The sequence below is a fragment of the Marinobacter sp. G11 genome, assembly GCF_021282325.1.
Taxonomy (GTDB): Bacteria; Pseudomonadota; Gammaproteobacteria; order Pseudomonadales; family Oleiphilaceae; genus Marinobacter; species Marinobacter vinifirmus.
The window spans coordinates 75,892-92,807 of record NZ_JAJSPB010000001.1 but is presented as its reverse complement, the minus strand read 5'-3'; the positions used below and the strand labels follow the sequence as shown (position 1 = coordinate 92,807).

The 16,916-nt window shown below is 61.0% G+C and carries 13 protein-coding genes; 12 read left to right on the top strand and 1 reads right to left on the bottom strand.

Translation table 11 applies throughout. The features are described from left to right. Position 1 precedes the first annotated feature (1 nt). The 5 genes from LWH94_RS00420 to pdxJ are packed head-to-tail and all read left to right on the top strand — an operon-like array spanning position 2 to position 3,488. Positions 2–388, top strand: a complete 387-nt coding sequence (locus LWH94_RS00420) for a DUF4845 domain-containing protein (protein WP_022988878.1) — start codon at positions 2–4, stop codon at positions 386–388. Continuing rightward, entirely contained in the window at positions 385–1,074 is a 690-nt protein-coding gene (gene rnc / locus LWH94_RS00415) for a ribonuclease III (RefSeq protein WP_036219388.1), read from the top strand. The genes LWH94_RS00420 and rnc overlap by 4 nt, the downstream gene beginning before the upstream one ends. Further along, positions 1,074–1,991 carry a GTPase Era gene (gene era / locus LWH94_RS00410; RefSeq protein ID WP_022988876.1) on the top strand — a complete coding sequence of 306 codons (918 nt, stop codon included), beginning with the start codon at positions 1,074–1,076 and terminating at the stop codon, positions 1,989–1,991. The genes rnc and era overlap by 1 nt, the downstream gene beginning before the upstream one ends. A 7-nt stretch (positions 1,992–1,998) precedes the next feature. Beyond that, positions 1,999–2,754 (top strand): DNA repair protein RecO, encoded by a 756-nt coding sequence (gene recO, locus LWH94_RS00405; protein ID WP_232900747.1) that lies wholly within the window; start codon positions 1,999–2,001, stop codon positions 2,752–2,754. After that, a complete protein-coding gene (pdxJ, locus tag LWH94_RS00400) occupies positions 2,754–3,488 on the top strand; it encodes a pyridoxine 5'-phosphate synthase (protein WP_022988874.1) in 735 nt (244 codons plus the stop codon). The genes recO and pdxJ overlap by 1 nt, the downstream gene beginning before the upstream one ends. On the opposite strand, the gene LWH94_RS00395 is transcribed toward pdxJ, so the two are convergent. Further along, the gene (locus LWH94_RS00395) at positions 3,485–6,361 is read right to left on the bottom strand and encodes an ATP-binding protein (RefSeq protein ID WP_232900745.1); all 2,877 of its coding nucleotides are present in this window, start codon (positions 6,359–6,361) and stop codon (positions 3,485–3,487) included. The two genes, pdxJ and LWH94_RS00395, sit on opposite strands and share 4 nt — an antisense overlap. 150 nt (positions 6,362–6,511) lie before the next feature. On the opposite strand from LWH94_RS00395, the gene cysM reads away from it, so the two are divergent. The 7 genes from cysM to adk all read left to right on the top strand — a co-directional run bounded on the left by cysM (position 6,512) and on the right by adk (position 16,910). Next, complete coding sequence (gene cysM, locus LWH94_RS00390) at positions 6,512–7,405, top strand: cysteine synthase CysM (protein WP_199456318.1); 894 nt, start codon at positions 6,512–6,514, stop codon at positions 7,403–7,405. Positions 7,406–7,433: 28 nt separating this feature from the next. Further along, positions 7,434–8,783, top strand: coding sequence for a 23S rRNA (uracil(1939)-C(5))-methyltransferase RlmD (rlmD, locus tag LWH94_RS00385; protein WP_232900744.1), 1,350 nt, complete (start codon positions 7,434–7,436; stop codon positions 8,781–8,783). A gap of 78 nt (positions 8,784–8,861) precedes the next feature. Further along, a complete protein-coding gene (gene relA, locus LWH94_RS00380) occupies positions 8,862–11,099 on the top strand; it encodes a GTP diphosphokinase (protein WP_232900743.1) in 2,238 nt (745 codons plus the stop codon). After that, on the top strand, positions 11,096–11,941 hold the full coding sequence (gene mazG / locus LWH94_RS00375) for a nucleoside triphosphate pyrophosphohydrolase (protein WP_232900741.1): 846 nt from the start codon (positions 11,096–11,098) through the stop codon (positions 11,939–11,941). Before relA ends, mazG begins: the two co-directional genes overlap by 4 nt. A gap of 81 nt (positions 11,942–12,022) precedes the next feature. After that, positions 12,023–14,668: a phosphoenolpyruvate carboxylase gene (ppc, locus tag LWH94_RS00370; protein ID WP_232900739.1), complete on the top strand. Its 2,646-nt coding sequence runs from the start codon at positions 12,023–12,025 to the stop codon at positions 14,666–14,668. A 13-nt stretch (positions 14,669–14,681) separates the two neighbouring features. Continuing rightward, entirely contained in the window at positions 14,682–16,064 is a 1,383-nt protein-coding gene (locus LWH94_RS00365) for an HDOD domain-containing protein (protein WP_232900737.1), read from the top strand. A gap of 192 nt (positions 16,065–16,256) precedes the next feature. Then, positions 16,257–16,910 carry an adenylate kinase gene (adk, locus tag LWH94_RS00360; RefSeq protein ID WP_022988866.1) on the top strand — a complete coding sequence of 218 codons (654 nt, stop codon included), beginning with the start codon at positions 16,257–16,259 and terminating at the stop codon, positions 16,908–16,910. Positions 16,911–16,916: the final 6 nt, after the last annotated feature.

Here is a 16,916-nt window from a genome sequence, read left to right as displayed (position 1 = left end):
AATGAATAACAAAACTCCTGCAGGCCTGAAAAAGCAACAAGGTGGCGCACTGGCCATGATGATCATCGCGCTGTTCTTCGGTGCGCTGCTCACCCTGGCGATCAAGATCGGGCCGGCCTACATTGATGACATTACCATCCAGGAAGCACTGGAAAGCCTGGAAGGTACCGAAGGCCTCGGGCAGATGGGGCCGGCACAGGTACGCACACTGATCAACAAACGCTTGAGCGTCAATAACGTCCGGGGCTTCGATGCCAAGAACATCACTGTGGAAAAGAACGGTGAGTTTGTGGTGATCAAGGTGGACTATGAGGTTCGCAACAATATCATCGGGAATGTGGACAGCATTGTTCATTTCCAGCACGAGTATGAGTTAGAGGGCAAGTGAGTTCACAACCAGATCTTGATCAGTTACAGCGCCGGATCGGCTACCAGTTCAGGGAACCTGAAAGGTTGCTGCTGGCGCTGACCCACCGAAGCTACGGCAACCAGAACAATGAGCGGCTGGAGTTTCTGGGCGATTCCATCGTGAATATGGTGATCGCCGAACATCTGTTCCTCCACTTCGAAAAAGCCCGGGAAGGCCAGCTGAGTCGCCTCCGGGCACGCATGGTCAAAGGCGTGACCCTGGCGGAAATCGGCCGGGAGTTCCAGCTGGGCCAGTATCTTCGCCTGGGTTCCGGTGAACTCAAAAGCGGTGGTTATCGCCGGGAATCCATCCTGGCGGATGCCGTGGAATCCATCATCGGGGCCATTTACCTGGACAGTGATTTTCACACCTGCCGCGAGCAGGTGCTGCGCTGGTTCAAGGAGCGGCTGGCGAAACTGGATATCCAGGATACCCAAAAAGATCCGAAAACCCGGTTGCAGGAATACCTGCAGTCCCGGCAGTTCCCGTTACCCCGGTATGAAGTGATTTCCGTGGACGGCGAAGCCCACAACCAGACCTTCCATGTGTCCTGCGCCTTGCCGTCACTGGATCGGAAAACCTCCGGCACCGGCAGCAGTCGCCGTATTGCTGAACAGCAGGCCGCCCGCAGTGCCCTGAAACAACTGGGCGTGGAGAACGACTGATGAATGATATTACCCGCCCGGAGAATCCGGACAGCCGCTGTGGCTTTGTGGCCATTGTGGGGCGCCCGAACGTGGGCAAGTCCACGCTGCTGAACCACATCCTGGGCCAGAAGCTGAGTATTACCTCCCGCAAACCCCAGACCACGCGCCACCAGGTGCTGGGCATCAAGACCGTGGGTCCGGTGCAGGCCATCTATGTAGACACCCCGGGCATGCACGAAGAAGAGCCCCGGGCCCTGAACCGCTACATGAACAAGGCTGCGACATCGGCCCTGATCGATGTGGACGTTGTGGTGTTTGTGGTTGACCAGCTGGCCTGGACCAGCGCCGACGAGATGGTGCTGGAAAAACTGAAGCGCCTGAAGTGTCCGGTCATCCTTGCGGTTAACAAGGTCGACAAGATCGAGAAACGGGATTTGCTGCTGCCACACCTGGAAACGCTGTCGAAGAAGCGGGAATTCGCCGAGATTATTCCGCTGTCGGCCCTGAAAGAGACCAACCTGAAACCACTGGAAGAAGCGGTGGGCCGGTATCTGCCGGAGAGTGTGCATTTCTACCCGGATGACCAGATTACGGATCGCAGCGAGCGTTTCATGGCTTCGGAAATGGTGCGTGAGAAAATCACCCGGCAACTGGGCGCGGAATTGCCGTATTCCGTAGCGGTCGAAATTGAAGAGTTCAAGCATCAGGGCAAAACCCTGCATATTTCAGCCCTGATCCTGGTCGAGCGTGAAGGCCAGAGGAAAATCATCATCGGTGATAAGGGCGAGCGCCTGCGCCAGATTGGCCAGGATGCCCGTATGGATATGGAGAAGATGTTCGGCTGTAAGGTGATGTTGCGGCTGTGGGTCAAGGTCAAGCGGGGCTGGGCAGACAGCGACCGGGCCCTGAAAAGTCTGGGCATGAGCGACTTCTGAGGCCGCCATGGTGGCCTCGAAGGGAGCTGTGCAGCAGGAGCCGGCGTATGTGATCCACCGCCGGCCCTGGCGGGAAACCGCCCTGCTGGTAGACCTGTTTACCCTCAACCATGGCCGCATGAGCCTGGTTGCCCGGGGTGCCAACAGTGCAAAAAGCCCCCTCAAGGCCCAGCTGCAGCCGTTTCAGCCCTTGCTGGTCGACTGGACCGGCCGCAGTGACCTGAAAACCCTGGTGCAGCTGGAAGTGCGCTCTGCACCGTTGCTCAGGCAGACCCTGTCGCTCTACAGTGGCCTTTACATCAACGAGTTGCTGCAACGGGTCTTGCCGGTTGCCGATCCTTATCCCACCCTGTTCGCCAGCTATATCGATACCCTGCAAGCCTTGACCGGCCTGGCCGGCCTGGCCGGCCGGGGTGAGCTGGAGCCCTTGCTGCGTCGCTTCGAGCGGGAGTTCTGTTCCGCGCTGGGCTATGACTTTGCCTGGGACCAGGCCACCGATACCGGCTTGCCGGTCAGCGCCGGCCAGGTATACGGATACGACCCGGCCCAGGGAATTGTGTCGGCGGCCAGCCGTGATGCCCGCCTGAATCAGTTGCCCGGGGATGTGCTGATAGCCCTCGCTGCCGGTGACTACACCAGTGAAGCCAGCCGCAAAACCGCCAAGCGGGTGATGCGTGTACTGGTAGACTACCTTCTGCAGGGAAAGCCCCTGCACAGCCGCAATCTTTTCAGCCAGACGGTTTCGTCTTCAGGGAGAACGTAATGAACCCCAGAGTGTTGCTCGGAGTGAATATCGACCACGTGGCCACCCTTCGCCAGGCCCGGGGTACCCGTTATCCGGACCCGGTGCAGGCCGCACTGGTGGCGGAGGAAGCCGGCGCGGACGGCATCACCATTCACCCCCGGGAAGACCGCCGGCATATCCAGGACCGGGACGTATTGCTGCTCAAAGAAGTGCTGCAGACCAAGATGAACCTGGAAATGGCGGTGACCGACGCCATGCTGGCCTTTGCCGAACAGGTACGGCCGGAGTGTGTGTGCCTGGTACCGGAAAAGCGGGAAGAGCTGACCACCGAAGGCGGGCTGGATGTGGATGGCCAGGAAGACCGGGTAGCCCGGGCCTGTGAACGGCTGGCGAAAATCGGCGCAGAAGTGTCACTGTTTATTGATCCGGACCCGGTCCAAATTGACGCTGCGGTGCGCTGTGGTGCGCCGGTGGTGGAACTGCACACCGGCGAATATGCCGAGGCAGAAACCCCGGAGCAGGCCGATGCCTCTTTCCGGATTCTGGCGGATGCCGTGGCCTATGCCCGCAAGAAGGGACTGATCGTCAACGCCGGCCATGGCCTGCATTACCATAACACCGAGCGGGTGGCGGCCATTCAGGGCATCAATGAACTGAATATCGGCCATGCCATTATTGCCCGCGCCGTGTTTACCGGCCTGAAAGAGGCCGTGCGTGATATGCGGGCGATTCTGGATAGCGTACGCCGCTAGGCTTGCGGGCTGGTGGCCGGCTGGTGCTGTTCCCGGAACAGTTGCTGCCAGTCGGTCTGCTCGCTCCAGTCCTGCAGTCGGGCCATCGCGGTCAGCAGCTGGTCTTTCTGGATTTCCAGGTCCTGGGCCTGGCACTTCAGGGCGGTTTCAAACCGGTTGGTGGCCGTGCGCAACTCCGGAACGCCACAATAGCGGGTGGCGCCGTGGAGCTTGTGCACACACTCCAGCAGAACATCCAGTTGCTGCTTTTCCCATAGCTCGGGGATGGCCTTGCTGTCGGTATGCAACTGTTCCAGCAGCATGCTGAACAGCTCCTCCGCCAGGTCAGCCTTGCCGGCGGCCAGCTGAATACTCTCGTCAATACTTACGCAATCCTGGTGCGTCCGGCGGTTAGACGGCCGCAGACCGCGCCGGGTATCCCGCACCTCGGAAATCTTGAACCGGGGCTGGCTGCCGGAGCACTCGTAGCCCGTGAATTCTCTTACCAGTTCAATCAGCTGGGCGCTGCTGATGGGCTTGGGCATGTAGCCGTCAAAGCCCTGCTTGGCCAGTTTTTCCTGTTCGTCGGCCAGGGTATGGGCGGTCAGGGCAATGATCGGCGTTTGATGGGAGCCGGAATCCAGGGCCCGGATACGGGCGGTGGTTTCCACCCCGTCCATGCCAGGCATTTGCAGGTCCATGAACACCAGGTCAAAGGGCTTCTGCCGGGCCTTGGTCAGGGCTTCGAAGCCGCTGGAGGCGCTCTCGGCATCCAGGCGGCAATCTTTCAGCAGGGTCATTACCAGCTTCAGGTTAGCCTCGTTATCATCCACCGCCAGGATGCGCGGCACCCGGCCGGCGCCGGAGGTTCTTGTGCCGGGCACGGGCTGGGGCAGGGTGCCCCTGCCGGTATGGATTCCGTGAATCAGCAGCAGTAATTCGTCATACAGGGGATCACGGCACACCGGCTTGGTCAGGTGACCGCTGGCCAGCCCGGACAGCGGCAGGTCGTGGGTCTCCAGGGTGGGTGTCAGCAGCAGGGTGCGGCAGTCCCGCTCCACCTCCAGGCTGCGCACCAGGCTGCAATACTGGCTGGAGTTTAGCAGGTGCCGGGTAATGCCGAGCAGGACAACGGCATAGCCTTCCTGGCGGCGCTGGGCTTCTTCTACCTGTTCCATCAGGGCGCCGGGCGAGGCCACCCGGTCAACCGCCACGCCCCATTCCCGCAGCAGGTGTTCCACCGCAAGCCCGGTGGTTTTCTGGTGCTCCAGATAGATAATCCGCTCGCCTTTCAGAGCCTCCCTGGAGAAGGAGCCCTCGCCGGTGACGGACAGTTCCGGTGTCAGCGTGAACCAGAAAGTCGAGCCCCGGCCCAGTTCGCTCTCCAGGCCGATTTCGCCGCCCATTTCTTCGACCAGGCGCTTGGAAATCGCCAGCCCAAGCCCGGTACCGCCATACTGCCGGGCGGTGGAAGCATCAGCCTGGCTGAAGGCGTTGAACAGGGATTGCTGCTGGGCCCGGGACAGCCCCACCCCGGAGTCGGTTACGCTCAGGCGCAGGGTGACCCGGTTGGCCTCCTTGTCCTCGTCTTCCAGGCTGGCGCGCAGTACGACTTCGCCGGTCTGGGTGAACTTGATGGCGTTGTTAACCAGGTTGGTGATCACCTGCTTGACCCGGAGCGGGTCACCCATGATGTTGTCCGGTACGTCGTTATAGACCAGCGGAACCAGGTCCAGGTTCTTGGCGTGGGCCGCCGGTGCCAGCATCACCATCACTTCTTCCACGATATCCCGCAGCTGGAAGGGCACGCGGTCCAGGATCAGTTTGCCGGCTTCGATTTTCGAGAAGTCCAGGATGTCGTTGATGATGGTCAGCAGGATTTCCGACGACTTGCGGATGGTGTTCAGGTGGTCCCGCTGTTGGCGTGGCAGGGGGCTTTTCAGCAGTAATTCGGTGAAGCCGATAATGCCGTTCAGCGGCGTGCGGATTTCGTGGGACATGTTGGCCAGGAATTCCGATTTGATCCGGCTGGCTTCCAGGGCCTCTTTGCGGGCAAAGTCCAGTTCGATGTTCTGGATTTCGATGGTCTCCAGGGTTTCCCGAAGATCCCCGGTGGCCTGGTCGATGTTCTGCTGCATTTCTGCCTGGGCCTGGCTCAGCTCCGACGCCATCTCGTTCAGGCCGGATTCCAGCTGTTCAAACTCCGGCCCGGCCCGGGTGTATACCCGGGTATCCAGCTTGCCTTCCTTGAGCTTGGCCACCGCTTCATTCAGCTGGAACACAGGGTCGGTAAAGGCCCGGCTCAGGCGCAGGGAAACCAGCAGGCTCAGCAGCACGCCGCCAACCACCAGCATCAGGGAGATCAGCAGCGCCTGGTAGGTTTCTTTTTCGGTGCGGATATGGGACATCTCTACGGCCACCCAACCGAGCGGCTCGGCCAGCTCGGTGGCGGATTCCCGGGCGTCCGGGTCGAGCATGGTTTCGATCATCAGGTCTTGCAGGTACACCGGGGTGACGAAGCGGGTGCTGCTGTCTGAGCTCAGCTTGACCGGTCTTTCCGAGCCCAGGGCCGAGGCCGGGATGGTTTCCGTGCTGCCGGGGCCGCTGTGCAGCAGGCGTTGGCCGTCCCGGTCGAAGAAGGTGATGGAGCGGACATCCTGCTCTTCCAGCAGTGCCGTGGACAGGCTGCTCAGAAGGCTGCGGTTGGCGGTAAACAGGCCATACTCGGCACCGGCCGACAGTTGGCGGGACAGGGATTCGCCCCGGTCGTTCAGCAGGTTTTCGATGTTCTTCACCCAGCTGTAGGTAAAGAACAGGCCCAGCAACAGGGTGGTCAGAAGGGTGGGAACGAGGGTCACCACCAGAACTTTTTTTCGAATGCCCCAACGCCGCATACTGTGTTCCCGTCAGTCTTACGAGCCCGGTGCTGTGTTGGCAGCCAATACCGGGTACTTCCCTGTCAGCATAGATGATCCGGATCGGAATGACTGTGGCCGCCATCCCGCGTATGATTCAAAGCCGAAAGTGTATCACAGGGTTTGCGTATGATTTTCCCCACCATTGAAGATTATGTCGGCCACACGCCACTGGTTCGTTTGCAGCGGATACCGGGCAATACCTCCAATGTCATCCTGGCCAAGCTGGAGGGTAATAACCCGGCCGGTTCGGTAAAAGACCGGCCCGCCATCAGCATGATCCAGGAAGCCGAGCGCCGGGGTGAAATCCAGCCGGGTGATACCCTGATTGAAGCCACCTCTGGCAACACCGGTATCGCCCTGGCCATGGCCGCCGCTATCAAGGGCTACCGGATGGTGCTGATCATGCCCGATAACCTGAGCGAAGAGCGCCGGGCCTCCATGCGAGCCTATGGTGCGGAAGTGGTGAATGTTACCCGCGAACAGGGCATGGAAGGCGCCAGGGATCTGGCGATCCGTATGGAAGCCGAAGGCAAGGGCAAGGTGCTGGACCAGTTCAGCAACCCTGATAACCCCCTGGCCCACTATCGCAGCACCGGTCCGGAAATCTGGGAACAGACCCAGGGCAAGGTGACTCACTTTGTCAGCTCCATGGGCACCACCGGCACCATCATGGGCGTGTCCCGTTACCTGAAAGAGCGCAACCCGGATGTCCGTATTATCGGGCTGCAGCCGGAAGACGGCGCCTCCATTCCCGGTATCCGGCGCTGGCCGGAAGCCTATCTGCCAAAAATCTACGATGCCGCCCGGGTAGACCAGGTGCTGGACATCGGCCAGCAGGAAGCAGAAGACACCATGCGGGCCCTGGCCCGTGAAGAAGGTATCTTCTGTGGTGTGTCTTCGGGCGGGGCCATTGCGGCTGCGCTCAAGCTGTCTGGCCAGGTTGAAAACTCGGTGATCGTGGCCATTATCTGTGACCGCGGAGACCGTTACCTGTCTACCGGTGTATTCCCGGGCGCCTGAATCGTTAATCTTCAAGAGACCAGCCAATATGAGTAAGCGCCGCCGCAAGGTTCTGCCGCAAGAACCCGTGCGTTGTGAAATTGAATCCCTCGGCCATGATGGCCGTGGCATCGCCCGAACCGAAGGCAAAGTCCAGTTTGTGGACGGCGCCCTGCCCGGGGAAACGGTGATGGCAAAGATGGTCAGCACCCGCAGCAAGTTCGACGAGCTGCGCACCCTGGAAGTGCTGGAAGCTGCCCCTGACCGCCAGCAGCCCCCGTGCAAATTTGCCGACCTTTGCGGCGGCTGCAGCCTGCAGCATATGAGCGCCGATGCCCAGATCCGGTTCAAGGAAGACACCCTGCGGGAGCACTTTGCCCATTTCGGGGGCATAGAGCCGGAGCAGTGGATCGAGCCCATGCGTTCACCGGATACCCTGGGATACCGCCGCAAGGCCCGGCTCGGGGTACGTTACGTAAAGGCCCGGGAATCGGTGCTGGTGGGATTCCGGGAAAAGCGCAACAGTTTCCTGACTGACATTAGCGAGTGTGTGGTGCTGGACCCGCGTATCGGCAAACGCATCACACCGCTGCGGGAGCTACTGCACGGCATGGTTGCGTTTGACCGCATCGCCCAGGTGGAAGTGGCCTGTGGTGACGACGTTGCCGCCATGGTGTTCCGTAACATGGACGACCTGGTGCCGGAAGACCGGGAAAAGCTGATTGCCTTTGGCCAGGCCCATGACTTGCATATCTACCTGCAGCCGAAGGGCCCGGACACCGTGCACCGGATCTGGCCGGAATCGGCGGGCCGGAACGACGAACGCCTGGCCTACCGTATGGATGAATTCGACCTGACCATGCAGTTCCACCCCATGGACTTCACCCAGGTGAATGCCGGTATCAACCGGGACATGGTGCACCGGGCGGTTGAGTGGCTGGATATCCAGCCTGGCGAGCGGGTGCTGGACCTGTTCTGTGGCCTGGGTAATTTTACGCTGCCGCTGGCCCGTAAGGGTGGCCAGGTTGTGGGGGTGGAAGGCGACGATGCCATGGTGGTTCGTGGCCGGGAAAATGCACGGTTGAACGGCCTGGATAATGTGGAGTTTTTCGGGGCTGACCTGCACGGCGACTTCACCGGCCAGGGCTGGGCGAAGGAAGGTTTCGACAAGATCCTGATCGACCCGCCCCGCTCCGGTGCCGAGGATATCTGCAAGTACCTGACCGCCTTTGGCGCCAACCGGATTGTCTATGTGTCCTGCAACCCGGCCACCCTGGCCCGGGATGCCGGTGTCCTGGTGCGTAACGGCTATCGGCTGCTGCGCGCCGGTGTGATGGATATGTTCCCGCACACCACCCATGTTGAGTCCATCGCCCTGTTCGAGCGCGACCCGCGCTGACCGGTTCGGGGAGCCGGCCTTGCCCCTGCTCCGGACGGGCCCGGGCAACGCCGGAAATTTATCAGGTAAGTTATTGCTATGGTTAAAGTTAGGGAAGAGTACGGGGTAACCGGCGACGGTGAAGTGGATATTGACCGTTGGGTTCAGCACATTGCCGAGCTGACGCATCTGGATAAGCCGGACCAGCTGCGACTGGCCTGCGAGAAAGCGGCCCTGATTGCACTGCAGGCGTTCCGCGAGGACCGCCTGTGGACGCCCGGCTCCAGCAGCTTCCGCACCGGGCTGGAAATGGCCCAGGTGCTGGCGGAACTGCACCTGGACCAGGCCAGCCTGGTGGCTGCCGTACTCTATCGGGCCGTTCGGGAAGAGCGGGTCGCCCTGGAAGAAATCCGAAAGGAATTCGGCGACGAAGTCGCCGGGCTGATCAACGGTGTCCAGCAGATGGCGGCGATCTCGTCGGTTCACCATCCGCTCAAGGGCAACGTGCTGGGCCAGAGTGAAGGCCAGCTGGACAACGTGCGCAAGATGCTGGTCACCATGATCGACGACGTGCGGGTGGCCCTGATCAAGCTGGCGGAGCGAACCTGCGCCATCCGGGCGGTGAAAGACGCTCCGGAAGAAAAACGTATGCGGGTGGCCCGGGAGGTGTTCGACATCTACGCGCCGCTGGCCCACCGGCTGGGTATCGGCCATATCAAGTGGGAACTGGAAGACCTGTCTTTCCGCTACCTGCATGCTTCCGCCTACAAGAAAATCGCCAAGCTGCTGGATGAAAAGCGGCTCGACCGTGAAGGCTATATCCGCCGGGTGATCGATACCCTGCAGACCGAGCTGAAGGCTTCCGGCATCAAGGGCGACCTCAGTGGCCGGGCCAAGCACATCTACAGCATCTGGCGCAAAATGCGCCGCAAGGGCATTGATTTCTCCCAGGTATACGATGTCCGGGCGGTGCGGATTCTGGTGCCGGAAGTGCGGGATTGCTACGCCGCACTGGGTATCGTGCATACCCTGTGGCGGCACATCCCCAACGAGTTTGATGACTACATCGCCAACCCCAAGGAAAACGGTTACCAGTCCCTGCATACGGCGGTGATCGGCCCCGAGGGCAAGGTGATGGAAGTACAGATCCGTACCCATGCCATGCATGAAGATGCCGAACTGGGTGTTTGTGCCCACTGGCTGTACAAGGGTACCGACAAGAACAACAAGTCCTCCGGCTACGATGCCAAGATCAACTGGCTGCGCCAGGTGCTGGAGTGGCAGGAAGAGCTGGGGGATATCTCAGGGCTGGCGGACCACCTGAAATCCGATGTGGCCTCAGACCGGGTCTATGTGTTTACCCCGGAAGGCCACGTGGTGGACCTGCCTCAGGGGGCCACGCCGGTGGACTTCGCATACCGGGTGCACACCGAAATTGGCCATGCCTGCCGGGGTGCCCGGGTGAACAGCCGCATTGTGCCGCTGACCTACCCGCTGAAAACCGGCGACCAAGTGTTCATCCTGACTTCCAACAATCCGGCGCCCAGCCGGGACTGGCTGAACCCGAGCCTGGGCTACATCCAGACCTCCCGGGCCCGGGCCAAGGTGACCCATTGGTTCAAGCAGCAGGACCGGGACCGCAACGTGGTCGATGGTCGCGCCATCCTGGAAGACGAATTCAAGAGGCTGTCCATCTACGATGTTGACCTGACAGAACTGGCGAAGAAGGTTAACTACCACTCCACGGAAGACATGTTTGCAGCGGTTGGCGCCGGTGATTTGCGCCCCACCCATGTAGCCAACGTGGCCCAGCAGATGCTGGAGCCGAGAACCGAGCAGCTGGATCTCAAACTCACCGGCAATCGGAAGAAAGCCTACGACACCGAGTCGGACATCCAGATTCTGGGTGTGGGCAAGCTGAAAACCCAGGTGGCCAAGTGCTGCAAGCCGCTGCCGGGCGACCCGATTGGTGGCTACATTACGGTGGGCCGGGGCGTTACCGTGCACCGTCAGGACTGCATGACTTTCCTGAACCTGAAGGAATTCGAGCCCAACCGGATCATCGAAGTAAACTGGGGTGGCCAGCCGGCAGCGGTGTATCCGGTGGATATCGAGATCGAGGCCTACGACCGGTCAGGATTGCTGCGGGATATCACCCAGGTGCTGTCGGCGTCCAAGAGTGATGTCATGTCGCTGCATACCCAGACCAATAAAGACGAGAACACCGCGACCATGCTGGTGACGGTGGAAATCTCCAGCCTGGAACAGTTGGCGCGGTTGCTGGCGCAGATCCGCAACCTGCCGAACATCATCGACGTAAGGCGAAAGCGCGGATGAGCTATTCCATCGACGACCTGAAAACACTGATGGCGCGCCTACGGGAGCCGGACACCGGTTGCCCGTGGGATACGAAGCAGACCTTCGCCAGCATCGTGCCCCATACCATCGAGGAAGCCTACGAGGTGGCCGATGCCATCGAGCAGGGCGATTACCCCCATGTGAAAGACGAGCTGGGGGATCTGTTGTTCCAGGTGATCTTCTACGCCCGGATGGGGCAGGAAGAAGGTCACTTTGATTTCGATGGTATTGTCGACAACCTGGTGCGCAAACTGATCCGCCGGCATCCCCATGTGTTTCCGGAAGGTACCCTGGAAAGCCGGATAGACCCGGACAACCGGCCCACGGAAGCCTGGATCAAGGAAAGCTGGGAGCGCATCAAGGCGGAAGAGCGGGCGCAGAAACCTGCGCCGGATGCCGATACAGCGGTCAGCCGCCTGGACGGTATAGCCCGCACACTGCCAGCCATGGCCCGGGCCGAGAAGTTGCAGCGCCGCGCGGCCCGCCACGGCTTTGACTGGCCGGATATCGGCCCGGTGTTCGACAAGCTGCACGAAGAAATCGATGAGCTGAAGGAAGCCTGGCAGGCCGCCGAAGACGGCACCGGCGAGCGGGATGCGGTGGAAGACGAACTGGGGGATTTGCTGTTTGTATGCGTGAACCTGGCCCGGTTCATGAAAGTGAATCCGGAGCAGGCACTCAAGCGCACCAATCGCAAATTCGAAATGCGCTTCCGGGCCATTGAGGAGATCCTGGCCGCCGAAGGGCGTGACATGGACGAAGAAAGCCTGGAGGCGCTGGATGCCATCTGGCAGCGGGTCAAGGGCGTGGAAAAAGGGTAACCCCAAGGCCTGATAGACTTTCCCGGGTAATCCTTAGTATCGTAACTCTCTCCTGATTACGCCCTACAGAAGGAACCCGCTGTGACAGAACTGCATCCCGATCTGCGAGAGAACGTACGTTTACTGGGTGAATTGCTCGGCCAGAGCATTCTGCAGCATCCGGGGCAGGAGTGCTTCGACCTGATCGAGGAAATCCGGGCGGCGGCGAAAGCCGATCGCCGCCAGGAGAGCGGTTCCGGCCAGCGGCTTGAAACCCTGCTGCGCCAGCTCAGCGATAACGAATTGCTGCCGGTTACCCGGGCTTTCAACCAGTTTCTCAACCTGGCCAACCTGGCCGAACAGTATCACGGTATTCGGCGCAAGCAGGGGCACCCGTCTGACCTGATGGTGGAATCCCTGAGCGAAGTTTTCGACCGGCTGAAATCCGGCGGCGTTGACCCGGAAGAACTGCATCGCCGTGTGGCCGACCTGCGTATTGAATTTGTGCTTACCGCACACCCCACCGAAGTGGCCCGCCGTACCCTCATCCTGAAATACGATGAAATGTCAGACTGCCTGGCCCGGCTGGACCATGACGACCTGATGCCGGCGGAGCGGGGTGAAGTCACCGACCGCCTGTCGCAGCTGATCGCCGAAGCCTGGCATACCGACGAAATCCGCCACGAGCGGCCCACCGCGGTAGACGAGGCCAAGTGGGGGTTTGCGGTGATCGAAAACAGCCTGTGGCAGGCGCTGCCGAAGTTTCTGCGTAGCCTGGATACTTCCCTGGAAGATGCCACCGGCAAGGGGCTGCCGTTGCAGGCGACACCGGTACAGATTGCCTCCTGGATGGGCGGCGACCGGGATGGCAACCCCAACGTCACCCACGATGTGACCCGGCAGGTATTTCTGCTTGGCCGCTGGATGGCGGCCGACCTGTACCTGCGTGATATCCAGGCCCTGCGGGCGGAACTTTCGATGTGGCAGGCCAGTGATGAATTGCAGGCAGTCACCGGTGACTCCCGGGAGCCGTACCGCCAGGTGCTGGCACAGTTACGGGACCGGCTGATCCGCACCCGGGACTGGGCCGAGGCCAGCGTCAAAGGCGAACCGGCCGACAGCACCGATATCCTGTTTGAAAACGAAGACCTGACCGCACCGCTGGAGCTGTGTTACCGCTCGCTGGTGCAATGCGGCCTTGAACACATCGCCAACGGGCCGCTGCTGGACACCATTCGCAGGGCCCACACCTTCGGGCTGCCGCTGATCCGGCTGGATATCCGCCAGGAAGCCACACGTCACGCCGAGGCGGTGGCCGAGATGGTGGATTACGCCGGCCTGGGTGACTATTTATCGTGGCCAGAACAGGAGCGCCAGGCCTTTCTGGTACGGGAACTGCAGGGCCGCCGGCCGCTGGTGCCCAGAAACTGGGAACCCTCCGAGCCGGTAAGGGAAGTGCTGGCCACCTGTGAAGTCGTGGCACAACAAACCCCGGAAGCGCTGGGCTCTTATGTGATTTCCATGGCCAGCACGCCGTCGGATGTGCTGAGTGTGATCCTGCTGCTGCGGGAAGCCGGCATGAAGTTCCCGATGCGGGTTGTGCCGCTGTTCGAAACCCTGAGCGATCTGCAGGGCGCGCCGGACAGCATGGCCGCCCTGTACGAGGTGGGCTGGTACCGCGAATACTGTCAGGGCCGGCAGGAAGTGATGATCGGCTACTCGGATTCGTCCAAGGACGCAGGCCAGCTGATGGCCGCCTGGGCCCAGTACCAGGCCCAGGAAAAGTTGACCCGGGTGGCCAGCCAGTATGGCGTACACCTGACCCTGTTCCACGGCCGCGGCGGTACGGTAGGCCGGGGCGGTGGCCCTGCCAACCGGGCGATCCTGTCCCAGCCCCCGGGGTCAGTAAACGGCAGTTTCCGGATTACCGAGCAGGGCGAGATGATCCGCTTCAAGTTCGGCCTGCCTCGGCTGGCGGTGCAGAGCCTGACCCTGTACACCACGGCGGTTATCGAGGCCACCCTGGCGCCGCCACCGGAGCCGGAAGACAGCTGGCGCGAAACCATGGACTGGCTGACTGAAAGGTCCCTGAAGGCCTATCGGGATGTGGTTCGGGAGAATCCGGATTTTGTGCCTTATTTCCGCCAGGTAACGCCGGAAACCGCCCTGGGCAAACTGGCCCTGGGCAGTCGCCCGGCCCGGCGCAAGCCCACGGGTGGCGTGGAAAGCCTGCGGGCAATTCCATGGATCTTTGCCTGGACCCAGATGCGCCTGATGCTGCCGAGCTGGCTGGGCAGCGATGTGGCCCTTGAAGAGGCAGCACAGGCGGATCGCCTGCCGGAACTTCGGGAAATGATGCGTGGCTGGCCGTTCTTCCGCACCTACGTGGATATGCTCGAGATGGTACTGGCCAAGGCCGACCTGCGCATTGCCAGCTATTACGAACAGACCCTGGTGGAAGACGACAAGCTCAAGGCATTGGGCGCCAGCCTTCGGGATCGGCTGACCGGATGCATTGCGCGCTTGCTGGAGCTCAAGGAGCAGCAGGATCTGCTGGAAGGCGAACCGGTGTTCGCCCACTCCATGAAAGTTCGCAACCCCTACACAGATCCGCTGCACTACCTGCAGGCGGAACTGCTGCGCCGTGACCGGGAAAGCGAAGACAAAGGCGAGGTGCCGGAGATGGTCGAGCGGGCCCTGAAAGTTACCATGGCCGGTATTGCTGCCGGCATGCGTAACACGGGCTGATGCCGGGGAGACAATGCGTTTGAACGTATCCGAGCGACTGGAACAATACCTCGCCCGCCGTGGGCTGGCCTGGACACCGGTGGATATTGCGCCGGTTACCAGCCTGGATGAGGCGATCAAGGCGTCCGGGCAGGCGGCTGACTTTGCCGTGGCCACGGTACTGATCGATGTAAGCGGCCTGTTGATGGTGGTGCACCGTGCCGGAAATCCGCCATCGCTTGCGCAGCTGCGCAAAGTCATGGGCCGGCCCTTGCAGCAGCTGGAGCCTTTGCAGGCCGCCAGCTTCTTTGACGATTGCCATCCCGGCTTTATTCCGCCGGTGGGCGCGGCCTGGGACCTGGATGTGCTGGTGGATGAAGACATCTACAGTGCCCGGCAAGTGTGTTTTACCTCGGGCAGTGAGCAGGTTCTGATACAGATGGCTGGCGAGGAATTCCAGCGTGCCCTGGACAACGCCCGGAGAATGGATTTCACCGGTAATGAAGCGTGTAACGGCGGGGATGATGAAGCCGATGTCACCCCGACCCTGAACAAGGTGGCAGACCGCCTGAAAGGCCTTACCCGGTTGCCGCCCATGCCAGCACTGGCCGGCCGGATGGCGGAACTGGCACAAGACCCGGAGCAGCACGGTGATGAACTGGCGAACCTGGTCGGGATCGACCCGGGCCTGGCAGCCCAGGTACTGAGGTACGCCCGTTCCGGATTGTTCGGGCAGACCCGCCAGAACGGATCCCTGGCAGAGGCGATAGAATTGCTGGGGGCGGACCGTCTGGCCCATGTGGCCCGCGGTGCAGTCGGTGTGCGTTCGTTCAGGGTTGCCCGGGACGGAGCGCTGGGCATCAACAGCCTGTGGCGCCACTCCCTGTACTGCGCGTTTATGTGCCGTGCACTGGCGGAGCGGCTGGAGCTTGACCAGGATATGGCCTACCTGTGCGGCCTGCTCCACAACTTCGGTTTGCTGCTGATTGCCTGGCTGTATCCGTCCGAATTCCGTGAATTGCAGGCGCTGCGGGAAATCAATCCGGAAAGCGACATGCGTTCGCTGGAGCGTGAAGTGTTTGGCTCCGGCGAGGGCGGCGATACCGTACCGATGGGGCATGCGACCCTGGGCGGATTGCTGTACCGCTTATGGCAGTTGCCGGAGCCGGTCATCAAGGCCGCAGGCCTGCACCAGAGCCCGGACTATCAGGGCGCTGATGAAGACTACGTGCGAATGGTTTTACTGGCCAATGGCCTGCTGAAAAAGCGCGGGATCGGCGACGAGCTCAGCCCGGATGATATACCGGCACTGACCGATGCCCTTGGCCTGGGGTCGGTGGCACTGGAAGAAGTGCAGCAGGAAATCAGCAGTCTGTCGGCGGACCTGGACGCCCTGATAACCCCCCTCGAACCTTGAGTTCAGTCAGTTACTCATTCAATGATACGGAGGTCGACTTTCTATGCGGGGTCTGACTTCGTATAATGCGGCCTCGATTCTGGGCAGGTGTGCCGTTAACCCACTGGAATCCTGTTGAGAGGTTGCCGCAAAGGCAGGGGTCTTTGCCGCAGTTTTTCAAACGATAATATAAGACAACGGGAGCACAACGTTATGCGAATCATTATGTTAGGCGCGCCAGGCGCGGGTAAGGGTACCCAGGCCCAGTTTATTACCGAGCGTTTCGAGATCCCCCAGATCTCCACCGGTGACATGCTGCGGGCCGCGGTCAAAGCCGAGTCCGAGCTGGGCAAGCAGGTAAAGGAAGTCATGGCTTCCGGCGGCCTGGTATCTGACGACATCATCATCGCGCTGATCGAAGAGCGCATCCAGCAGCCGGACTGCAAGAACGGCTTCCTGCTGGACGGTTTCCCGCGCACTATTCCCCAGGCCGAAGCGCTCAAGGAACAGGGCATTGCCATTGATTACGTGGTCGAGATTGCCGTAGCAGACGAAGAAATTGTCAGCCGCCTGTCTGGCCGTCGTGTGCACGAAGGCAGTGGTCGCATCTATCACGTGAAATACGATCCGCCCAAGGTAGAAGGCAAAGACGACGAAACCGGCGAGCCGCTGGTTCAGCGTGAAGACGACAAGGAAGAAACTGTACGCAAGCGCCTGGGTATCTACCACGACCAGACCGCTCCGCTGATCGGTTTCTATCAGGACTGGGCCGGTAAGGCGCCGTCTGAAGCACCCAAGTACGTGCGCGTAGAAGGTGTTGGCAGCCTGGACAGCATCCGCGACCAGATCCTGTCCCAACTCAAGTAATATCAA

Coding starts and splice junctions, on each gene's coding strand:
- LWH94_RS00420 (WP_022988878.1), top strand. CDS start 2: ATGAATAACAAAACTCCTGCAGGCCTGAAAAAGCAACAAGGTGGCGCA.
- LWH94_RS00365 (WP_232900737.1), top strand. CDS start 14,682: ATGCGTTTGAACGTATCCGAGCGACTGGAACAATACCTCGCCCGCCGT.
- recO (WP_232900747.1), top strand. CDS start 1,999: ATGGTGGCCTCGAAGGGAGCTGTGCAGCAGGAGCCGGCGTATGTGATC.
- relA (WP_232900743.1), top strand. CDS start 8,862: ATGGTTAAAGTTAGGGAAGAGTACGGGGTAACCGGCGACGGTGAAGTG.
- LWH94_RS00395 (WP_232900745.1), bottom strand. CDS start 6,361: ATGCGGCGTTGGGGCATTCGAAAAAAAGTTCTGGTGGTGACCCTCGTT.
- cysM (WP_199456318.1), top strand. CDS start 6,512: ATGATTTTCCCCACCATTGAAGATTATGTCGGCCACACGCCACTGGTT.
- adk (WP_022988866.1), top strand. CDS start 16,257: ATGCGAATCATTATGTTAGGCGCGCCAGGCGCGGGTAAGGGTACCCAG.
- rlmD (WP_232900744.1), top strand. CDS start 7,434: ATGAGTAAGCGCCGCCGCAAGGTTCTGCCGCAAGAACCCGTGCGTTGT.
- mazG (WP_232900741.1), top strand. CDS start 11,096: ATGAGCTATTCCATCGACGACCTGAAAACACTGATGGCGCGCCTACGG.
- pdxJ (WP_022988874.1), top strand. CDS start 2,754: ATGAACCCCAGAGTGTTGCTCGGAGTGAATATCGACCACGTGGCCACC.
- era (WP_022988876.1), top strand. CDS start 1,074: ATGAATGATATTACCCGCCCGGAGAATCCGGACAGCCGCTGTGGCTTT.